At 41.8% G+C, this 20,243-nt stretch carries 15 protein-coding genes; 2 read left to right on the top strand and 13 right to left on the bottom strand.

All coding sequences use genetic code 11. The features are described from left to right. Positions 1 to 5: 5 nt before the first annotated feature. Together ptsP and rppH are read right to left on the bottom strand one after the other, a co-directional pair. Positions 6 to 2,282, bottom strand: coding sequence for a phosphoenolpyruvate--protein phosphotransferase (ptsP, locus tag ACXAFE_RS03625; protein WP_475148803.1), 2,277 nt, complete (start codon positions 2,280 to 2,282; stop codon positions 6 to 8). Between the two features lie 14 nt (positions 2,283 to 2,296). Continuing rightward, entirely contained in the window at positions 2,297 to 2,806 is a 510-nt protein-coding gene (rppH, locus tag ACXAFE_RS03620) for an RNA pyrophosphohydrolase (RefSeq protein ID WP_010560756.1), read from the bottom strand. A gap of 421 nt (positions 2,807 to 3,227) precedes the next feature. Between rppH and mutH the strand changes: the two genes are divergently transcribed. Next, positions 3,228 to 3,905 (top strand): DNA mismatch repair endonuclease MutH, encoded by a 678-nt coding sequence (gene mutH, locus ACXAFE_RS03615; RefSeq protein WP_054978560.1) that lies wholly within the window; start codon positions 3,228 to 3,230, stop codon positions 3,903 to 3,905. Between the two features lie 110 nt (positions 3,906 to 4,015). Here the strand turns inward: mutH and eno are convergent, their stop codons facing one another. From eno to rlmD, 5 genes are all read right to left on the bottom strand, one after another. Next, complete coding sequence (gene eno / locus ACXAFE_RS03610) at positions 4,016 to 5,308, bottom strand: phosphopyruvate hydratase (protein WP_010560758.1); 1,293 nt, start codon at positions 5,306 to 5,308, stop codon at positions 4,016 to 4,018. Positions 5,309 to 5,413: 105 nt separating this feature from the next. Continuing rightward, positions 5,414 to 7,048 (bottom strand): CTP synthase, encoded by a 1,635-nt coding sequence (locus ACXAFE_RS03605; RefSeq protein ID WP_475148798.1) that lies wholly within the window; start codon positions 7,046 to 7,048, stop codon positions 5,414 to 5,416. Positions 7,049 to 7,153: 105 nt separating this feature from the next. Continuing rightward, positions 7,154 to 7,945: a nucleoside triphosphate pyrophosphohydrolase gene (gene mazG / locus ACXAFE_RS03600; protein WP_475148794.1), complete on the bottom strand. Its 792-nt coding sequence runs from the start codon at positions 7,943 to 7,945 to the stop codon at positions 7,154 to 7,156. Continuing rightward, entirely contained in the window at positions 7,945 to 10,131 is a 2,187-nt protein-coding gene (gene relA, locus ACXAFE_RS03595) for a GTP diphosphokinase (protein WP_475148792.1), read from the bottom strand. The genes mazG and relA overlap by 1 nt, the downstream gene beginning before the upstream one ends. 5 nt (positions 10,132 to 10,136) lie before the next feature. Beyond that, positions 10,137 to 11,459: a 23S rRNA (uracil(1939)-C(5))-methyltransferase RlmD gene (gene rlmD / locus ACXAFE_RS03590; protein WP_475148789.1), complete on the bottom strand. Its 1,323-nt coding sequence runs from the start codon at positions 11,457 to 11,459 to the stop codon at positions 10,137 to 10,139. 91 nt (positions 11,460 to 11,550) lie between these two features. Between rlmD and barA the strand changes: the two genes are divergently transcribed. Next, complete coding sequence (barA, locus tag ACXAFE_RS03585; RefSeq protein ID WP_475148786.1) at positions 11,551 to 14,322, top strand: two-component sensor histidine kinase BarA; 2,772 nt, start codon at positions 11,551 to 11,553, stop codon at positions 14,320 to 14,322. Positions 14,323 to 14,437: 115 nt separating this feature from the next. On the opposite strand, the gene pdxJ is transcribed toward barA, so the two are convergent. From pdxJ to lepA, 6 genes are read right to left on the bottom strand one after another with little or no spacing between them, the layout of a single operon-like run. Further along, positions 14,438 to 15,169, bottom strand: a complete 732-nt coding sequence (gene pdxJ / locus ACXAFE_RS03580) for a pyridoxine 5'-phosphate synthase (protein WP_475148782.1) — start codon at positions 15,167 to 15,169, stop codon at positions 14,438 to 14,440. Positions 15,170 to 15,172: 3 nt separating this feature from the next. Then, positions 15,173 to 15,853 (bottom strand): DNA repair protein RecO, encoded by a 681-nt coding sequence (gene recO, locus ACXAFE_RS03575; protein WP_237130024.1) that lies wholly within the window; start codon positions 15,851 to 15,853, stop codon positions 15,173 to 15,175. Positions 15,854 to 15,863: 10 nt separating this feature from the next. Then, positions 15,864 to 16,790 (bottom strand): GTPase Era, encoded by a 927-nt coding sequence (gene era / locus ACXAFE_RS03570; protein ID WP_010560766.1) that lies wholly within the window; start codon positions 16,788 to 16,790, stop codon positions 15,864 to 15,866. Next, on the bottom strand, positions 16,780 to 17,457 hold the full coding sequence (gene rnc / locus ACXAFE_RS03565; protein ID WP_475148777.1) for a ribonuclease III: 678 nt from the start codon (positions 17,455 to 17,457) through the stop codon (positions 16,780 to 16,782). Before rnc ends, era begins: the two co-directional genes overlap by 11 nt. 18 nt (positions 17,458 to 17,475) lie before the next feature. Continuing rightward, positions 17,476 to 18,411 (bottom strand): signal peptidase I, encoded by a 936-nt coding sequence (gene lepB, locus ACXAFE_RS03560; protein WP_475148773.1) that lies wholly within the window; start codon positions 18,409 to 18,411, stop codon positions 17,476 to 17,478. A 12-nt stretch (positions 18,412 to 18,423) separates the two neighbouring features. Then, entirely contained in the window at positions 18,424 to 20,214 is a 1,791-nt protein-coding gene (gene lepA, locus ACXAFE_RS03555) for a translation elongation factor 4 (protein WP_475148770.1), read from the bottom strand. Positions 20,215 to 20,243 lie beyond the last annotated feature (29 nt).

The raw sequence follows: 20,243 nt of genomic DNA, 5'->3' as shown, positions 1-20,243 counted from the left end.
AAGTTTTAGTGGACCGCGCTAGTATACAGAATTTGGCTTAATTTGTGATGAATTATAAATTCCCTTAATAACCGATGCACTTGTTTTGCGTTTTTTGCCGCCAAACAGGTCACTAACAGTTGTTCCATATCGCTGGCGTTTAAGCGTCGTAATACGTACTTCACTTTATTAATTGCGCTTGGACTCATACTTAAATCACGATAACCCATAGCCACTAACAACAACGCGCCTTCAGGGTCAGCAGCCAGCTCTCCACACAAACTAAACGGTAGCTGATAATCGATACATTGAATCGCAATGTCGTTAAGTACGCGCAATATTGCGGGGTGATAACTATCAAATAAATTCGCAACTCGCGCGTTAGTTCTATCTACCGCCAGCATATATTGCGTTAAGTCATTACTTCCCACCGAGCAAAAATCAACGCACTTAGCCCACTCAGGTAATAAATAAACGCTCGACGGTACCTCAAGCATAATACCTACTTGCGGCATTTCTAACTTTCCTTGCTCAGGAAGCCACTCATCTTGCAACTCAAAAAAGGCTTGTTGAATAAGGCGCTTTGATGACTCCACCTCGTTTACGTCAGCCACCATAGGCAGCATAATTTTTAAATTACCGAGCCCCATATTGGCTTTCAGCATAGCTTTTACTTGCTCTAAGAAAAGCTCAGGGTGATCTAAGCTAATACGAATACCACGCCATCCTAAAAATGGATTTTCTTCTGAGAAATTAAAATAACTTAAGCATTTATCACCACCAATATCCAATGTACGCATGGTCACAGGCGATGGGTGATAAGTAGCTAGTATCTCACGATACCAGGCTTCTTGCTCTGCCAAACTTGGAAATGCATTTTGTTGCATAAACCAAGCTTCGGTACGATATAAACCTATGCCATCTAAATATTTGGCATTTATCAAATCATTTGAAACTTCAAGCCCGGTATTGGCATACAAGCTTATTTCTTCTCCATCAAGCGTTACCGCCTCAAGCTGATACTCAGCATCAAATGCATCGTGCAAACGTGCATCTTCTCGCTTTAACTTGGCATATTCGTTAATAAGCGCTTTGGTAGGCGAAATATAAACACGGCCTGCATACGCATCTAAAATTAAAAATTTATCTGCCACATGGGAAATCGGTAAGCCAGATAACCCCCAAATTGCGGGAATACCCATTGCACGCGTCAAAATAGACGCATGTGAGTTCGCCGCACCACTAATGCTCACTACTCCTGCTAGCATCTCCCTTGGAATTTCCGCAAGCATGGTCGGCGTTATGGTATCGGCGACCAAAATAATTGGCGCATCGAAATGATGCTTTTTATATTCACTGTTGAGCAAATGATGTAATACACGAATACCAATATCTTGAATATCAATGGCGCGCTCACGAATGTAGGTATCTTGCATTGCCATAAATTGAGCAACCAAGCCTTCAATCACTAGTTTTAATGCACTTTTAGCACACCAGCCTTCATAAATTTTAGCTTCAACTTGATCGCCTAAACTCTTTGCTTCAAGCAGTTGTTCATAAACGGTAAACACCGCCAACGTTTCTTGACCAAGATCGCTATCAAGTTGTGCGGCCATGCGGCGGAACTCTTTACGCGTGGTTATAACCGCGTGATGGAAAAGTCGAATTTGTTCACTATGAGCGTCGCATTTCATCAATTCTAATTGACTAAAATCGATACTTGGCGCCATCACATAGGCTTTACCAAGTGCGATGCCTGGGGCTGAGCTTAATCCTTTTAAACAGGTAGTCTTTTGCTCAGATTCACTAAATTCGAGTAAATGCTGAATTTCCGCATTCGCTAACTGAGCAGCAAGTTGCGCCGAAAGCGTCACTAAAAAAGACTCTTCATCTTGACTAAATACTCTAGCGAGCTGTTGCTGCACAACTATTACGCCAAGGATCTTACCTTGGTGCACAATCGGTACTGCTAAAAACGCGTTATAGTCTTCTTCGTCAACTTCAGGTGCAAGTTTGAATCTTGGGTGGGATTTTGCGAAAGCAAGGTTGATGGCTTCTTCGCGCTGGGCAACTAATCCAACTAAACCTTCGGTGAAACCAATTCTGAATTCACCAACCGCTTTAGGGTTAAGACCATCTGTTGCCATCAAAACAAATGCGTCTTGTGCATAATCAGCAAAATAGACCGAGCAGCACTGTGTTTTCATAGTGCTTTTAACACTTGAAACAAAACACTCAAGCGCCGCTTTCAAATTACTTTGCTGCGACACTTTTTGCGCGATTTCTCGTAATGCTGTTAGCACAGTTACCTCATTAATTAGCGCCTATTCCGCCAGCCTTGGTCTTTTTTATGAAATGGCATTGCATGAGGTGCAAACTCTTTCATAACGCGGCGGTAAACGTCTCGTTTAAAGGAAACGACTTGGCGTACAGGATACCAGTAACTGACCCAGCGCCAATCATCAAATTCAGGATGATTAGTTTTAGACAAATCAACGTCTTCATCGGGACAGCGTAATTTAAGTAAAAACCATTTTTGCTTTTGACCTATACACACTGGACTTGAATCTCGGCGAATTAAACGCTTTGGTAACTTATAACGTAACCAGTGTTTAGAGCTTGCAATGATTTCAACGTCTTCGGGTTTTAATCCAACTTCCTCATTCAGTTCTCGGTACATGGTTTGCTCGGCAGTTTCACCTTGGTCAACGCCACCTTGTGGAAATTGCCACGAGTGCTGACCATAACGTCTAGCCCAAAATACCTGTCCCTGATTATTACAAATAACTATTCCAACGTTGGCACGGAACCCTTCGGCATCTATCACCCGCATGTGCCTCTTTTAATTCTTAATATAGCTCGATTGTTCCATAATCCGTATCTAACAGCAAATGAAAAACCAGCATATACTCAGGTTACCCACAAGTTGTGAATAAAACTAAAAATAAACGCACATTTCTCAAACAAATCCACAATCACCTATTCAAAAAGCACACTTCTCCACAGATTCTGTGGATAACATTGTTTATATTTGTGTATTTAGTGCATAAATACAGCAGGGCAATTGGTAAAACCACAACACCACAAAAAATATTTTCATATATATCAGCTAGTTAAGCAAGTTAAACACAACAAAATAGGCACACTCAAAAAGCAGTGCATTTTATAACCAAATAAAACAATCCTTTAAGGTTATCCGTAATCGGTAAATTTGCTAAACTGCGATTTTAATTTATAGCGCTTACTGTATGACTAAACCCCTACCACCTGCTAGTACCTCTGAACTTATGGCGCGCGTTAACGATATCGCTGGTTTAACGTTAGGAGAAGTAGCAGCAAGCTATGCATTCAACACACCGGAAAACTTATTAAGAGAAAAAGGCTGGATAGGCCAACTTATTGAGTATGTGTTGGGAGCTACCGCAGCTTCAAAGCCTGAACCCGACTTTGAACATTTAGGTATAGAACTTAAAACATTACCCATTTCATACAGTGGCAAACCATTAGAAACAACTTATGTGTCAATTACACCACTTACCAATTTACACGGTGTAACTTGGCAAAACTCAGTAGTGAAGAAAAAGCTGTCGCATGTTTTGTGGTTACCGATTTTATCAGAGCGCGAACTTGCACCAACAGACCGCATTATTGGCAATGGTTTTTTATGGCAACCAAGTGCGTTGCAAGAGGCACAGCTAAAAAAAGACTGGGAAGAGCTTACCGAGATGATTGCGCTTGGCAACATTGAACAGATTAACGGTCATTTTGGTCAAGTACTGCAACTGCGCCCAAAAGCAGCCAATAGCAAAGCCCTTACCCAAGCTATTGGACCTAACGGCAAAGAAATTTTGACCTTGCCACGGGGGTATTATTTAAAAACAGAATTTACCCGGCAAATATTAGCCGAACAGTTTGGCGTTGGGTAAAAGAAAGCCTTTAGAGTTCAGGATTAAGAGAAAAATCTGAAATCTGAAATCTACAAAATAAAAAACCGCTGCAAAACAGCGGTTTTTTTCAGCTAAAAATTAAGTGTCAATTACTGACCTTTAATTTCGCTACGACCATTGTAAATCGCTTTTTCAGCTAGCTTTTCTTCGATACGAAGAAGTTGGTTATACTTAGCAACACGGTCAGAACGACATAGTGAACCAGTCTTAATTTGACCTGCCGCAGTACCTACCGCTAAATCAGCAATTGTTGCGTCTTCAGTTTCACCCGAGCGGTGCGAGATAACCGCTGTAAAGCCAGCTTCATGCGCCATTTGAATTGCTTCAAGTGTTTCTGTAAGTGAACCAATTTGGTTGAACTTGATTAAGATTGAGTTACCGATCTTTTCATCAATACCACGCTTTAAGATCTTAGTATTGGTTACGAATAAATCGTCACCAACTAGCTGTACTTTGTCGCCGATTTTATCTGTTAGTACTTTCCAACCTGCCCAATCGCTTTCATCTAAGCCGTCTTCAATTGACACAATTGGGTAACGTGCAGAAAGATCCGCTAGGAAGTCCGCAAAACCTTCTGAATCGAATACTTTGCCCTCACCTTTCAGGTCGTATTTACCATCTGTGTAGAATTCAGATGAAGCACAGTCTAGCGCAAGCGTTACATCTTCATTCATTTTGTAGCCAGCAGCTTCAACCGCTTCAACGATTACAGCAAGCGCTTCTTCGTTAGATGATAAGTTAGGTGCAAAACCACCTTCATCACCAACAGCTGTGTTTAGGCCACGTGCACTAAGTACTTTCTTCAGGCTGTGGAAGATTTCTGCACCCATGCGAAGTGCTTCTTTAAAGTTAGGTGCGCCTACTGGCTGAACCATGAACTCTTGAATGTCTACGTTGTTATCCGCGTGCTCACCACCGTTGATGATGTTCATCATAGGTACTGGCATTGAGAACTTACCCGGCGTACCGTTTAGTTCAGCAATGTGTTCGAATAACTCTTGACCTTTGTCTTGTGCTGCTGCTTTAGCGTTCGCTAGAGAAACAGCTAGAATCGCGTTCGCGCCCAGTTTTTCTTTGTTTTCTGTGCCATCAAGATCAATCATGATGCCATCAATGTCTTTTTGCTGGTGAGAGTTTTTGCCGATTAAAGCGTCAGCGATTGGACCATTGATGAAATTCACCGCATTTAAAACACCTTTACCTAAGTAACGGCTCTTGTCACCATCACGAAGTTCTAGTGCTTCGCGGGTACCCGTTGATGCGCCCGATGGTGCACATGCACGACCCCAAATGCCATTTGCTAAATGTACTTCAGCTTCAACAGTTGGGTTACCACGTGAATCCATTACTTCACGACCAATGACTTTTACGATTTCAGACATCTTATATCCTCTTTCCCATAAAGGTTGTTGTGCTAAGCCTGCGAAGGGTTCAAAATCACAGGCAGTTAAAATAAAAAAGCCGCGACACAGGTCACGGCTTAGTAATTAATTTTCGTCTTTTTGTTGCGCGTATGCTGCACCCACGAAGCCTTCAAATAAGCGGTGGCCATCGCGAGGTCCTGAGGTAAACTCAGGGTGGAACTGAGCCGCTACAAACCACGGGTGGTTAGGATGCTCAATCATTTCAACTAGCTTCTTATCTTCTGATAAGCCAGAGAAAACCAAGCCTGCTTTCTCAAGTTGCTCTACGTAGTGGTTATTCACTTCGTATCTGTGACGGTGACGTTCGAAGATTTCTGCTGCGCCGTATACTTCACGTGCTTTAGTGCCTTCAACTAAGTGACACTTTTGCGAACCTAAACGCATTGTACCGCCAAGATCAGACTGTTCAGAGCGTTGTTCAACGTTGCCTTCTTTGTCTAACCACTCGGTAATTAAGCCAATAACTTTGTGCTCAGCGTCTGCATCGAATTCTGATGAATTTGCGCCTTCAAGGCCTGCCACATTTCGAGCAAACTCAATAAGCGCAACCTGCATACCTAAACAGATACCTAGGTAAGGTACTTTGTTTTCACGTGCGTATTGTGCAGTTAAAATTTTACCTTCAACGCCACGACCGCCAAAACCACCTGGTACTAGAATACCATCAAGGTCCGCTAAAATTTCAACGCCTTTTGTTTCAACGTCTTGTGAGTCTACATACTTAATATTAACCGTTACACGGTTTTTAAGGCCTGCATGCTTAAGTGCTTCGTTAACTGATTTGTAGGCATCTGGTAATTCAATGTATTTACCAACCATACCAATCGTAACTTCACCGTTTGGATTTGACTCTTGATATAAAACTTGTTCCCATTCAGCAAGATCTGCTTCAGGTCTTTCAATATGGAAGCGACGACATACTAACTCATCAAGACCTTGCGACTTAAGCAGCGCAGGGATTTTATAAATACTGTCAACGTCTTTTAATGAGATAACGGCTTTTTCTTCTACGTTAGTGAATAACGCAATCTTTGCACGCTCATTTGGTGGAATAGCGCGATCTGAACGACAAATAAGAATGTCAGGCTGAATACCAATCGAACGTAACTCTTTTACTGAGTGTTGTGTTGGTTTCGTTTTCACTTCGCCCGCAGCACCAAGGAAAGGCACTAGTGTTAAGTGCATATATAGTGCAGCTTCACGGCCAAGCTCAGTACCTAGTTGACGTAATGCTTCAAGGAAAGGTTGTGATTCAATATCACCTACCGTGCCGCCAACTTCAACAATAGCAACATCATAGCCTTCTGCACCATCCAGTACACGGCGTTTGATATCGTTAGTAATATGTGGAATAACTTGAATAGTTGCGCCAAGGAATTCACCACGACGCTCACGACGTAATACGTCTTCAAATACACGACCCTGCGTAAAGTTGTTACGCTTAGTCATTTTGGTGCGAATAAAACGCTCATAGTGACCTAAGTCTAGGTCAGTTTCAGCACCGTCTTCAGTAACAAATACTTCACCGTGCTGAATAGGGCTCATAGTGCCAGGATCAACATTAATGTAAGGATCAAGCTTTAGAATCGTTACGTTAAGACCGCGCGCTTCTAAAATTGCAGCCAATGATGCTGCAGCAATACCTTTACCCAAGGAGGAAACAACCCCGCCTGTAACGAAGATAAATTTTGTATTCATGTGAACCCTAAGATGTCAGGAATTAATAGACAATATTGCCGTTAAAGGCAATCAACAAGACGGGAAAACATTATACTAAAAGTTGCCATTTTGCTCAAATGAAATTTACGCTTTCTCAAGCTTTTTAACACGCTGCCAAACCGCTTCCATTTCTTCAAGGCTTGCTTCTTTCATTGGTTTTGACTTGGTAATGGTTAATTCAACCGAATTAAAACGCCTTACAAACTTATTATTAGCGTTACGCAGTACCTGCTCAGCGTTAAACCCTGAATGGCGAATTACATTTACTAACGCAAACAGTAAATCCCCCAACTCTTCAGCTAACTTTTCATCTGGTCCGTGAGACTCTAGCTCATCGCGTACTTCTTGAAACTCTTCTTCTACTTTATCAAGCGCGCCTTTTACTGATGGCCAGTCAAAGCCAACACTGGCAACACGTTTTTGAATTTTTTGCGCGCGTGTCAGCGCTGGTAATCCATGTGGGATATCATCGAGGGTGTTCGATTTTGATTTTTGTTTACGTTCAGCCGCTTTTTGCTCTTCCCAATTTGCTTTTAACTGCGCTTCAGAAAACACCTCTTCATTGGCAAATACATGAGGGTGACGGCGCACTAATTTATCGCAAATGGCCGCAACAATATCGTCAAAGTTAAATAACTGCTGCTCTTTGCCAAGTTGGGCATAAAAGATAATTTGAAACAATAAATCACCCAACTCATCTTTAAGTTCAAGTAAATCCTCTCGCTCAATGCAATCGGCTACTTCATAGGCTTCTTCTAGGGTGTGCGGCACAATTGAGGCGAAATTTTGCTGCAAGTCCCAAGGGCAACCACCGTCAGGGTCGCGCAGTTTACTCATTATATTAAGCAGAATTTCTATATTATGACTTTGACTCATTAGGTTCTTACCGCCGAAAAAACGCCATCAACTTGTGATAGCTTAACTAACAGTTTATTCATCTGCTCAACATTGTTGATTTCAATTTTCATTTCAAAAATCGCGGTTTGACGCGCATTATTGGTTTGCAAATTCATATTAAGCACATTGGTTTTCTCATTAGCAAGCACTGATGAGATATCACGCATTAATCCTTGGCGATCATTTGCTTCAATGCGAATCGTTACCGCATAGTGTTCACACACTTCATCGGCCCAGCTCACATCAATAAAACGCTCAGGAAATTGGCTTCGTAAATGGTCTAACTGCTCACAGTCACTCCGATGCACTGCAATGCCTCGCCCTTGAGTTATAAATCCTTGTACGCTATCGCCCGGCACTGGTTCACAACACTTAGCCACATGGCTTAATAAACTGCCTACACCATCAACAACAATACCGTTTTTATCGCCTTTGCGCGGTTTTGTTGATTTACGGAACTTGGGTAGCTCATCATCTTGTGGCAGATGTTTATTTTGTAAAAAGTTGATCAGCTGGTTTATGCGTACATCCGCTGCACCAACCGCAACTTGTAAGTCTTCTATCGAATTCAAGTTAAAACGCGTCAATGCAGGTTTTAAGTCTTTGGTTTGCAAACTTAGTTTAGCAAGTTCCGCGTCCAGAATTTCTTTACCTGCGGCAAGATTTTTATCGCGGTCTTGTTGCTTAAACCAGTGATGAATTTTAGAACGTGCACGTGACGATTTGACGTAACCTAATGACGGGTTTAGCCAGTCGCGACTTGGATTAGGCTCTTTCTGCGTCAGAATTTCAACCTGGTCGCCAGTGTGAAGCTCATGGGTAAACGGCACAATTTTTCCGAACACTTTTGCACCGATACAGCGGTGTCCAACATTCGAGTGAATGTAATAAGCAAAATCAAGTGGTGTCGCGCCCTTTGGTAAGTCAAGAATATCGCCGCGCGGTGTAAACACGTATACACGATCTTCAACTACTTGGTTTTTAAGCTCTTCTGCAAACTCTTCATCGTCAACAACTTCTTCTTGCCACTGTAGTAACTTTCTTAGCCAACTGATTTTTTGTTCGTAACCTGAGTTTTTACCCGGCAATGACCCTTCTTTATAAAGCCAGTGCGCGGCAACCCCAAGCTCTGCATCTTGGTGCATAGCTTGGGTGCGAATTTGAATCTCAACAGTTTTGCCTTCGGGTCCAAATACCACAGTGTGAATAGATTGGTAACCATTAGCTTTTGGCGTCGCAATATAATCATCAAACTCTTTGTTGAGATGACGCCAGTTAGTATGCACAATACCAAGCGCCCCATAGCAATCTTGTAATTCGTTAACTACGACGCGCATGGCGCGAATATCAAAGAGCTGGTCAAATTCGTAATTTTTGTTTTGCATCTTTTTATAGATGCTGTAAATGTGTTTTGGTCGACCGTAAACTTCGGCTTCAATGCCCGACTCGGCAAGCTTTGCTTTTACTAATGCCACCATGTTGCTCATGTAACTCTCACGAGCGATGCGTTTATCATCGAGTAATTTAGCGATTTCTTTGTATTTTTCTGGATGAAGGTAACGCAGTGAAAGATCTTCAAGCTCCCACTTTAATTGACCAATACCCAAACGGTTCGCCAGTGGTGCAAAAATGTTGTCTGTTTCTTTAGCGGCAATTACTCGCTCTTCTTCAGAGGCATTTTTTAGCTCGCGTAGTAAACACACTTGCTGAGCTAGTTTAATAACAACCGCGCGTACGTCTTCAACCATAGCCAATAACATACGGCGAATATTATCAATTTGCGTACTGCCTTTGCCCTGGAAACTCAGCGCACCGAGCGCCGCCATTTGTTCAACACCTTTTAACAGCTCAACAACCGATCTTGAAAAGTGTTTGCTTAAATGCTCTTTATCGAGCTTGCCGTTTAAATAAAGCGGCGTAAGAAATGCGGTTAACAGGGTTTCGGCATCCATATTAAGCTCTGCGAGAATTTCGACAATTTCCTTACTGGCAGGCAAACTGGTTTCAAATTCATCGTCTAATTTTTTTTGCTCGCAATATGCTAGGCAATAATCATAAGCACGCTCAAGCTGCTGTTGCTTATCGTCGCTTAAGGCCAGCATCTCTAGCCACGCTTGAAAGCCTTCTAGATTAGCAAGTAAGTGCGATTGCCTAATGGATACCATGTTTATTAATTCTCCTTTTCAAACAACGCCATCGTTTCAATATGGGACGTATTAGGAAACATATTCATCAATGAAATTTTACTCACCTTAAAGCCTGCGTTAATTAAAAGCTTGCTGTCACGTGCCATAGTTACTGGGTCACATGCAACGTAAAGTATACGAGAAAAACGCTTTAATTTAAGTTGAGTTAGAATATCAAACGCCCCCATACGCGATGGGTCTAGCAATAGTACCGAATACTCACGATTAAACCAGTCTTGCGACTTAATATTTTCAGTTAAATCTTGGCAATAGAAATCGATATTGTTTAGTTGGTTATGTGCTGCATTGCGTTTGGCAAGCTCAATTGCCGAAGCGACACCTTCCACCCCAACAACGGTATTCGATTGTGTTGCAAGTGGTAAGGTAAAATTACCCACACCGCAGAATAAGTCGAGTATATTGTCTTGTTTAGTTAGGTTCAGCCACGTAAGTGCCTGTTTAATCATGGCTTGATTAACCTTGGCATTGACTTGAATAAAGTTATCAAAACCAAAAAACAAGGTTAATTGGTAATCATCCAATTGGTAGTAAGGTAATTCATCGCCTGTAAAAGTACCTTTTTCGCTATTTAGCACCAACTGCCAATCATTTTCATGGCAAATACGTTGGAGCTTTGCAGTATCGTTATCTTTAAGTGGCTTAGTATGGCGCACAATTAAATAGTTACCGCTTTGCACCGAACACAATTGCAAATGTGAAATCGAATCACCCGCTTTCAACTCTGGAAGCAAGTTACGTATTTCGGTAAAAACAACTTGCCAAGGTTTAACCAGCACGTCGCAGCTTTCGATATTAATGATTTTCTTTGATTGCTTTTGTCTGTAGCCAACCAAAAAGTTATCTTTTTGCTTATCGTAAATTACCGCAATACGGCCACTACGACGATAATGAGTCGGGTCACTTGCTAACGCATCACACCAAGGTAAATTATTTACCTCGGCGAATTTTTCAAACAATTTAGTTACTGCTGCCTGCTTTTCAATAACTTGCTGAGCAACCTCTAAATGCTGTAATTGGCAACCGCCACATTGGCCGTAATGTTGGCAAAATGGCACAACGCGATGCTCACTTGGCGTAATCACCTTAACGGTTTGGTATTTTTCGAACTTACTTTTATTCGCCAATTGTTTAGCTAAAACGGTTTCGCCTGTTATTGCCCCTTCAACAAATGCGACTTTTTTATTGCTGCGCGTTACACCTAGCCCTTCATGGTTCATGGAGTCGATGCTTAATGTTTGTTTCTCTGCTGAAAGTTGCTTTTTTTGCGGTTTAAAAAACCTTGCCACTGTGATTACCCTATAAATTGTTTGCCTAATATCGCTTTAGTCTTTAACCTTAACTCAGTGTCATAATAATTTATTATAACAATCGCACCCGATGAGTAGATTTGGCTTAAGAGACTGGATAATACTATTAACTTTAGTACCCACCTTAACGGTAGGTATTATCCTAGGCAGTTATTTTACCTTAACTCGCTATCAAGAACTTAACGATTTTCTCACCGAGCAGGGTCAAACTATTTCTACGCCGCTGGCAAAAGCTATAGAGCATGCGCTAAACAGCAACAATATTGCTGAATTAAAGTCGGTTATTAGCGATACACACAATCAACACGCTCCATTAATTAAATCAATTGTTTTATTCAACGCCGACCATGAACTTATCCTCACCAGTAACTATTACCCAGAGATAGAAGAGTTTAAATTTGAGAACGGCAATGCATTGCCAAAACAGCTTTACATTAAACAATTTGAAACAAGCATTCTTTTTTCACTGCCAATTTTCGATAAAAACGCGCTTTCACAAGACAGCCTATTAATTTCCCAGCATTTACCAGTAAAAGCCTATGTAAACGTAGAAATTAGTAACGATCGCGCAGTGATTGCGCGACAAAGTGCTTTGCTGTTTAGTATTGTGATTATTGGTTTAGCCGTAGCCATCGCGTTAGTAATTGCGTTTCGTTTTTCTAATCGCTTAAGTGACCCAATCAAAAAGCTGGTGTTTGCGGTTGACCAGCTAAAAAGCGATGAATTAGAAACCGGACTCGATGAGCGTATGGCAGGCGAGTTTGAAATTTTAAGACGCGGACTTAATGATATTTCGGCCAATATGGTTACGCAAAAAGATGAAATGCAGCGCCATATCGATCAAGCCATTAGCGATTACCGCGAAACGCTTGAACAATACGAAACACAAAACATAAAGCTAAATTTTGCCAAACGCGAGGCGCAAAGAGCAAACCGAGTTAAATCCGATTTCTTAGCAAAAATGAGTCATGAGCTTAGAACGCCGCTTAACGGTGTTATTGGCTTTACCCGCCAATTATCTAAAACCCCACTCAATAAACACCAAAAAGATTACCTCGATACCATTGAATTTTCGGCTAAAAGTCTGCTCACAATTATTAGTGATATTCTAGATTTCTCAAAGCTTGAAGCGGGTGCAATGGAACTTGAGCATATCCATTTTCAATTGCGCGACACCATTAACGAGGCACTCACCTTATTAGCACCGAACGCCCACGAAAAGCACATTGAATTATCGCTATATGTTGCTGATGGAATTTCCGATCATGTGATTGGCGATCCTACTCGCTTTAAACAAATTTTAATCAACCTTATTAGTAACGCGATTAAATTTACAGACAACGGTAGCGTTACTATAGATGTAACCGGCCGTATGCTAAGCGACCATAAACAAGCATTGCTTATTTCTGTCAAAGACACCGGCATTGGCATCGATAGCAATAAACAAGATTCGCTGTTTTTGGCGTTTGGTCAGGCCGATTCCAGCATTACCCGTAAATTTGGTGGTACCGGTCTAGGTTTGATTATTACCAAACACTTAGTTGAAGCAATGGGCGGTAAAATTTCCTTAAATTCAGCACTAGGCAAAGGCAGTTGCTTTACCTTTAATGCTGAACTTGAAATTCCAAAGCATCAATATGCGATAGATTTACCACTTGGTCCTCTAGAGCAAAAACGTGTGTTATTCTTTGAACCGTTTGAACACAGCTTTGAAGCAGGCAAAGAATTATTAGAAAGCTGGCAGTTAAATGTAACTGCATGTGCAACATTTGGCGAATTGGAAGAAGCGCAAAATCAGGCGTTTAATTTTGATATTGGGCTGCTTGCTGTGAACATTGATCCCAACGACCTACACGCATGCCGTGAACAAATTAAGCGTGCACGGGAAAAGTGCGATTACCTATACGTGTTAGTTAATACCATATCGCATAGCTATCGTGAGGTGGTGATTAATGCCGGCGCCGATGCGTGCTTGTCAAAGCCTATGAACCATCGCAAACTGTGTCATACACTTGCCGCCCCATACAGACTTGATCACCCGACCATTAGTACTCCAGCAACAGACAAAGAAACCCTGCCATTAAAAGCGCTTGTGGTGGATGATAACGACGCTAACTTGCGCTTAATGTGTGCACTACTTCGCGACAAAATTGAAAGTTTTGATACCGCACACAATGGCGCGCAAGCGGTTAGCCTTGCAAAAAGCCGCAAGTACGATGTAATACTGCTTGATATTCAAATGCCGATTATGGACGGTGTAACCGCGTGTAAATTGATTTTGGAATCATCACTTAATGAACAAACACCGATTATTGCCGTGACCGCACACGCTCTTACCAGTGAAAAAGAATCGCTACTTAGTAATGGCTTTACCAGTTACTTAACCAAACCGATCGATGAAGAAATTTTAATGAAAACCATCGCTGAGTTTGGTTCAAAAGATTATCAACCGAAAGTACAACCTGCCAAATTAATTAGCAGTGAACCACCGTTTTCGAGCAATATGATTGATTGGCAGTTAGCATTACAACGCGCTGGCGGAAAAGAAGATCTCGCAAATGAAATGCTGAGCATGTTGTTGCTAAGTATTCCCGAAACACAAAAGTTAATTAGCGAAGCCTTTGGCGATAGCGATAGTAAAGAGCTATTAAGTATTATCCATAAATTTCATGGCGCCTGCTGTTACACTGGCGTGCCCAAAATAAAAAATCTCGCAGAAACCATCGAAACCGCGTTAAAACAAGAGCAAGCGCTTAAAGACATCGAACCAGAAATATTTGAGCTGCAAGATTGTTTATCGAGTTTAATGCAAGATGCCGGGGCAATTCAGAGTGTGGAGTAGAGTTTACCATTAAAGTAGACTGAAGATTTTGATGGTGACTTTTAAGTTTAATCTCTTCTAAATCATGGAATAAGTACTTGTTTGTCGCTGCTTCAAAGAGCAGCGACAAAAAAAATTACATTCTTGCTTCTAGCATTAAGCGCTTCATATCTGAAACGGCTTTTGCTAAGCCATCAATCGCTGCACGTGCAATAATTGCATGGCCGATATTAAGCTCGTAAATTTCTGGAATGGCAGCGATTGGTTTTACATTATGATAATGCAAACCGTGACCTGCGTTTACTGTTAAACCTAAACCTGCTGCGTATTTGCAACCAGCGGCGATACGCGCAAGTTCTTCATCACGGTCTTTATCGTTTTCAGCGTCCGCATACGCGCCTGTATGAATTTCAACGAATGGCGCTTTTACTCGGGCACAGGCATCAAGTTGCGCTTCAATTGCATCAACAAATAGCGATACTTTAATACCCGCTGCACTGAGTTTTGCTACTGCATCGGCAATTTTTGCTTCATTACCAACTACATCTAGGCCGCCTTCGGTGGTAAGTTCTTCGCGTTTTTCTGGCACTAAACATACGTATTCTGGATTTACTTCAAGCGCTATACCAATCATTTCATCGGTAACGGCCATTTCTAAATTCATACGTGTTTGAATGGTTTTTGCCATTACATATACATCACGGTCTTGAATATGGCGACGGTCTTCACGTAAGTGAATTGTAATACCATCGGCACCAGCGTGTTCTGCAACGGTTGCTGCGTGTGCTGGGTCTGGAAATTGCGTGCCACGGGCTTGTCTTAACGTTGCGATATGGTCAACATTGACCCCTAATAAAATATCTTTCATAAATTAAGATCCAAATAATTCTCGGCTTTTCAGTTTTTTATACCCTAAAAGCGGATTAAGTAAATAGCGTGCCAGTTGTTTTGCTAATGTGCGCGTTAGCTTATCAGAAAAGTCTAAGCATGCAATTTGTTGTATTTGCTTTCCACTTAAACCTCGGCGACTACCTTTTAACGACAACCAACCCAGTTCATTTTGATACTGGTAATACGTATCATCTTTCAATTCAGAGCCGTGAGCGTCAAAAGAAAAATCTAACCCTACGCCTAACGCTTCTAATAATTGAAATTCAAACGAGCGTAAAATGGGTTCGTAGTCCTCATCATTCGCTAACTGTGTTAGATGCTGATGATACAGCTCATATATTTCATCAAGTGGTTCATTGATAGGTGTTAAGCGAGCGGTCAATTCGTTGAGGTAAAAGCCACAGTACAAGGCTTTATTTTTGAGTGCGACAAGGCTCTCGAGCTCGTATTGGTTTAAGTATTTGATATCGCCTTTGCCAGCATATTGTACGCTGAGGCGACTAAATGGTTGTAGATTAGCTTTTTGTTTGATGCTATTGCGGCCCTTCACACGAGCCAACAAGCGGATATGACCAACACCTTGTACCAACAGGTCCAACATTAACTGCGAGTCGCTAAATGGACGTGAATGCAGTAAATAAGCTGGTACAAAGTGTTGCATTTATTAGACCTTAGTCTTCACCATAGCCTAGACTGCGAAGTGCGCGTTCATCATCAGCCCAACCTGATTTCACTTTTACCCAAAGTTCTAAGAACACTTTATTATCAAGCATGTCTTCAAGATCTTTACGTGCTTCGCGGCCGATTACTTTAAGCTTTTCGCCTTTATTACCAATCACCATGCGTTTTTGTGTTTGGCGCTCAACCAAAATTAAGCCGTTAATTTGCCAAACGCCGTTATCCATCCATTTAAACTGCTCAATTTCAACAGTCACAGAATACGGTAGTTCATCACCCATAAAGCGCATTAGCTTTTCGCGGATCACTTCGGCTGCTAAAAAGCGCATTGAGCGATCGGTTACGTAATCTTCAGGGAAGTAAAATTCACATTGAGGCAAAGTGTTATGAACGTGCTGTTTAATTTGCTCAACGCGCTTGCCGTGCTTGGCTGAGATTGGGATCATATCAAGGAAGTTACCCTTAGTTGCTAACCACTGCAAATGTGGCAGTAACTCTTCTTTTTCCTTAACGTTATCTTCTTTGTTAATTGCAAGAATCACCGGCACGCCACTGCCCATGACCTTAGTAAGTACCATCTCGTCGTCGTCTGTCCAACGGGTACCTTCAACCACAAAGATAATCAGTTCCACGTCGCCAATTGAGCTTGATGCAGCGCGGTTCATTAAACGGTTAATTGCGCGTTTTTCTTCGCTGTGAAGACCTGGAGTATCAACATACACGGCTTGGTATTTGCCTTCAGTGTGAATACCCATAATACGGTGACGCGTAGTTTGCGGCTTACGTGAGGTAATACTCACTTTTTGCTCAACCAAGCGGTTTAACAGCGTTGATTTACCCACATTTGGGCGGCCCACAATGGCAATCATGCCACAGTGAGTATCAATTGGCGCATCTAACAGGTCTTTATCAAGCGTCATCTTTAATCATCTTCAATGCAAGCTCAGCTGCTTTTTGTTCTGCTTTACGACGCGAACTTCCTTTAGCTACTACTTGAGGTTTATTCTCAATTGAGCACTCAACCGTAAATACTTGGTTGTGCGCTTGGCCTTTAGTATCAATTACATTATAGCTAGGCAGAGGGATCTTGCGGGCTTGCAGATACTCTTGTAGCAAGGTTTTTGGGTCTTTTTGATTATGCCCAGGGGTAATTGCTTGTAAACGCGTTTGATACCAGTTGAGTACTAATTCGCGACATGTTTCTATGTCTGAATCTAAAAATACAGCACCTATAATTGCTTCAACGGCATCAGCAAGCGTTGATTCACGGCGATAACCACCGCTTTTCAGCTCACCCGGACCAAGGCGAAGAAAGTCACCCAGTTCAAACTCCACACCAAATTCAGCCAATGTTTGACCGCGTACTAGCGTTGAGCGCATACGACTTAAATCGCCTTCACGGGCTTTTGGAAATTGATGATACAAAGCATCAGCTATAACGAAGCTCAAAATCGAGTCACCTAAAAACTCAAGGCGCTCATTGTGAGCACCTCGGTAACTTCTATGGGTCATTGCTTGCTCTAGCAAGCGAACGTCGTTAAAGCTGTAACCTATCTTCTTAAATAATAAGTTTACGTCTTTAGTCATTATTAACTTGTTAAAATATTATTGAATTTTGCCAAGGCGTTCAAAGCGCACACCAGTTGGCACCCAAGACGGTAATAAACTGTCTTCGTCTTCTGAAAAAGTAAAGCTCATCCAAATAAATACTGCTTTACCTACTAAATTTTCTTTTGGTACAAAACCCCAAACACGGCTATCTTGGCTGTTATCGCGGTTATCACCCATTGCAAAATAATGGCCTTCTGGTACACGCCATTCGTCTTGTGCCGTACCCGCTTGCTGATAATAGCGACCTGATAATTCAGGCATTGCTGGGTTAATTAAAATATCGTGTGTTAAACCTGAAAGCTGTTCTGTTGCGCGAATTTGTGGCACACCAGCGAGCATAAACTCACCTTGATTGACAAGTTCACGTTCCATTTTATTAAACTGACCACAAGTTAAGCCTTGGCTATCACTTTGCCCTGCATCACATTTAGGTTTAATGTATATTTCTTTATTGCGATAAATAATAGTATCGCCCGGTAAACCCACTACACGTTTAATAAAATCAATTTTATCGTCTTCTGGATATTTGAATACAAACGGGTCACCACGCTCTGGCGTGCCAACATCCATCAGTTGCGAGCGCCAAACTGGATCTTTTACACCATAAGAGTATTTTTCCACCAGAATGAAATCACCTTTTAATAAGGTTGGCATCATTGAGCCCGATGGAATTTGAAACGGTTCATACAAAAACGAACGGAAAATAGTAATGGCGGCAACCATAGGAAAAATCGACTGCGCTGTTTCAGCAATTGAGTGCTGCGGTGCAATCTGCTCGATCACTTCTTCGGTTAACGGCATACCACTTGCGCCTTGCGCCACGGCGATACGCTCTTTACGCTTAGGTGCGTAAACTAAGTGATCGATTAACCAAATTAGGCCCGAACCTAAGGTTAACAATACTAAAAATATTGAAAAATAACCCGCCATGTCATTAACTCCTTACTTGCCCACTTTCAAAATGGCTAGGAAGGCGTCTTGAGGTACTTCAACATTACCGAGTTGTTTCATACGCTTTTTACCTTCTTTTTGTTTTTGTAATAGCTTTTTCTTACGTGATACGTCACCACCGTAACACTTCGCGATTACGTTTTTACGAAGTTGTTTTACAGTAGTACGTGCAATTACATGACCACCAATGGTTGCTTGAATTGCAATATCGAACATCTGACGCGGAATAAGCTCTTTCAGCGCTTCAGCTAACTGACGACCACGTGATTGAGATGCATCACGGTGACAAATGATTGCCAGTGCATCAACACGGTCACCATTGATAAGAATATCTACACGTACCATGTCTGCTGGTTGGAAATGCTTAAAGTTATAATCAAGAGACGCAAAACCACGGCTGGTCGACTTCAATTTATCAAAGAAGTCCATTACTACTTCACCCATCGGCATTTCGTAGGTAATCGCTACTTGGTTGCCGTGATAAGCCATTTTTGTTTGCATACCACGTTTTTCAACACACAGGGTAATTACGTTACCAAGGTACTCTTGTGGCACAAGAATATTTGCTTCAACGATTGGTTCGCGAATTTCTTCGATATTGCCAACTGGCGGTAAATCAGACGGGTTATCGATGTGAATAACGTTGCCGCCTTTTTCAACAATCTCATACACTACTGTTGGTGCAGTAGTAATAAGGTCCATGTCGTATTCGCGCTCTAAACGCTCTTGGATAATTTCCATGTGTAGCATACCCAAGAAACCACAACGGAAACCAAAACCTAGCGCAGTTGAGTTTTCTGGCTCATAGAATAACGACGCATCGTTTAAGCTTAGTTTTGATAGCGCATCACGGAAGCTTTCATATTCGTCTGATGAAATTGGGTACATACCCGCATATACTTGCGGTTTTACCTTTTGGAAACCCGGTAACGGAGCATCAGCAGGCTGACGTTGCAAGGTAATGGTATCACCTACAGGTGCACCGTGAATATCTTTAATACCCGCAATAACAAACCCTACTTCGCCCGTTTTTAACGTGCCCGTTTCAGTTTGTTTTGGTGTGAAGATACCTACTTTGTCGGCGATGTGAACTTGACCATTTGACATGATCTGGATTTTATCGCCTTTTTTAAGCTCGCCGTGTTTAATACGCACAAGTGATACAACGCCTTGGTATGGGTCAAACCATGAATCGATAATAAGCGCTTGTAATGGCTTTTCTGAATCACCTTCTGGTGGTGGAATATTTTTAACAATGTCTTCAAGTACCGCGTCGATACCTAGACCTGTTTTCGCACTACACTGAGTTGCGCCCGTTGCATCGATACCTACGATATCTTCAATTTCTTCTGACACGCGATCAGGATCAGCTTGCGGTAGGTCGATTTTATTTAGAATTGCGAGGACTTCTAAATCCATTTCAATCGCAGTGTAACAGTTAGCAACTGTTTGTGCTTCCACACCTTGACCAGCATCAACTACTAATAATGCACCTTCACACGCTGCTAATGAACGCGAAACTTCATAGGTAAAGTCAACGTGCCCAGGTGTGTCGATAAAGTTTAATTGGTATGTTTCACCGTCGTTTGCAGTGTAGTTTAGCGTAACACTTTGCGCTTTAATGGTAATACCACGCTCGCGCTCAAGGTCCATTGAATCCAATACCTGCTGTTGCATTTCGCGATCAGATAAACCACCACAGACTTGGATTAAACGATCCGATAAAGTCGATTTACCGTGATCAATGTGGGCAATAATAGAAAAGTTACGAATGTGCTTCATATGTTGGATTCAATACTTCTAAATAAATA

The organism is Pseudoalteromonas sp. ABV4_021 (assembly GCF_056159365.1).
This window is presented reverse-complemented; position numbering and strand designations above follow the sequence as displayed.

Bases quoted from the DNA above. Each gene is read 5' to 3' on its own strand.
- recO (WP_237130024.1), bottom strand. From the start codon at position 15,853: ATGCAACACTTTGTACCAGCTTATTTACTGCATTCACGTCCATTTAGC.
- lepA (WP_475148770.1), bottom strand. From the start codon at position 20,214: ATGAAGCACATTCGTAACTTTTCTATTATTGCCCACATTGATCACGGT.
- mutH (WP_054978560.1), top strand. From the start codon at position 3,228: ATGACTAAACCCCTACCACCTGCTAGTACCTCTGAACTTATGGCGCGC.
- mazG (WP_475148794.1), bottom strand. From the start codon at position 7,945: ATGAGTCAAAGTCATAATATAGAAATTCTGCTTAATATAATGAGTAAA.
- rnc (WP_475148777.1), bottom strand. From the start codon at position 17,457: ATGACTAAAGACGTAAACTTATTATTTAAGAAGATAGGTTACAGCTTT.
- pdxJ (WP_475148782.1), bottom strand. From the start codon at position 15,169: ATGAAAGATATTTTATTAGGGGTCAATGTTGACCATATCGCAACGTTA.
- barA (WP_475148786.1), top strand. From the start codon at position 11,551: ATGAGTAGATTTGGCTTAAGAGACTGGATAATACTATTAACTTTAGTA.
- lepB (WP_475148773.1), bottom strand. From the start codon at position 18,411: ATGGCGGGTTATTTTTCAATATTTTTAGTATTGTTAACCTTAGGTTCG.
- ACXAFE_RS03605 (WP_475148798.1), bottom strand. From the start codon at position 7,048: ATGAATACAAAATTTATCTTCGTTACAGGCGGGGTTGTTTCCTCCTTG.
- relA (WP_475148792.1), bottom strand. From the start codon at position 10,131: ATGGTATCCATTAGGCAATCGCACTTACTTGCTAATCTAGAAGGCTTT.
- era (WP_010560766.1), bottom strand. From the start codon at position 16,790: ATGACGCTTGATAAAGACCTGTTAGATGCGCCAATTGATACTCACTGT.
- eno (WP_010560758.1), bottom strand. From the start codon at position 5,308: ATGTCTGAAATCGTAAAAGTCATTGGTCGTGAAGTAATGGATTCACGT.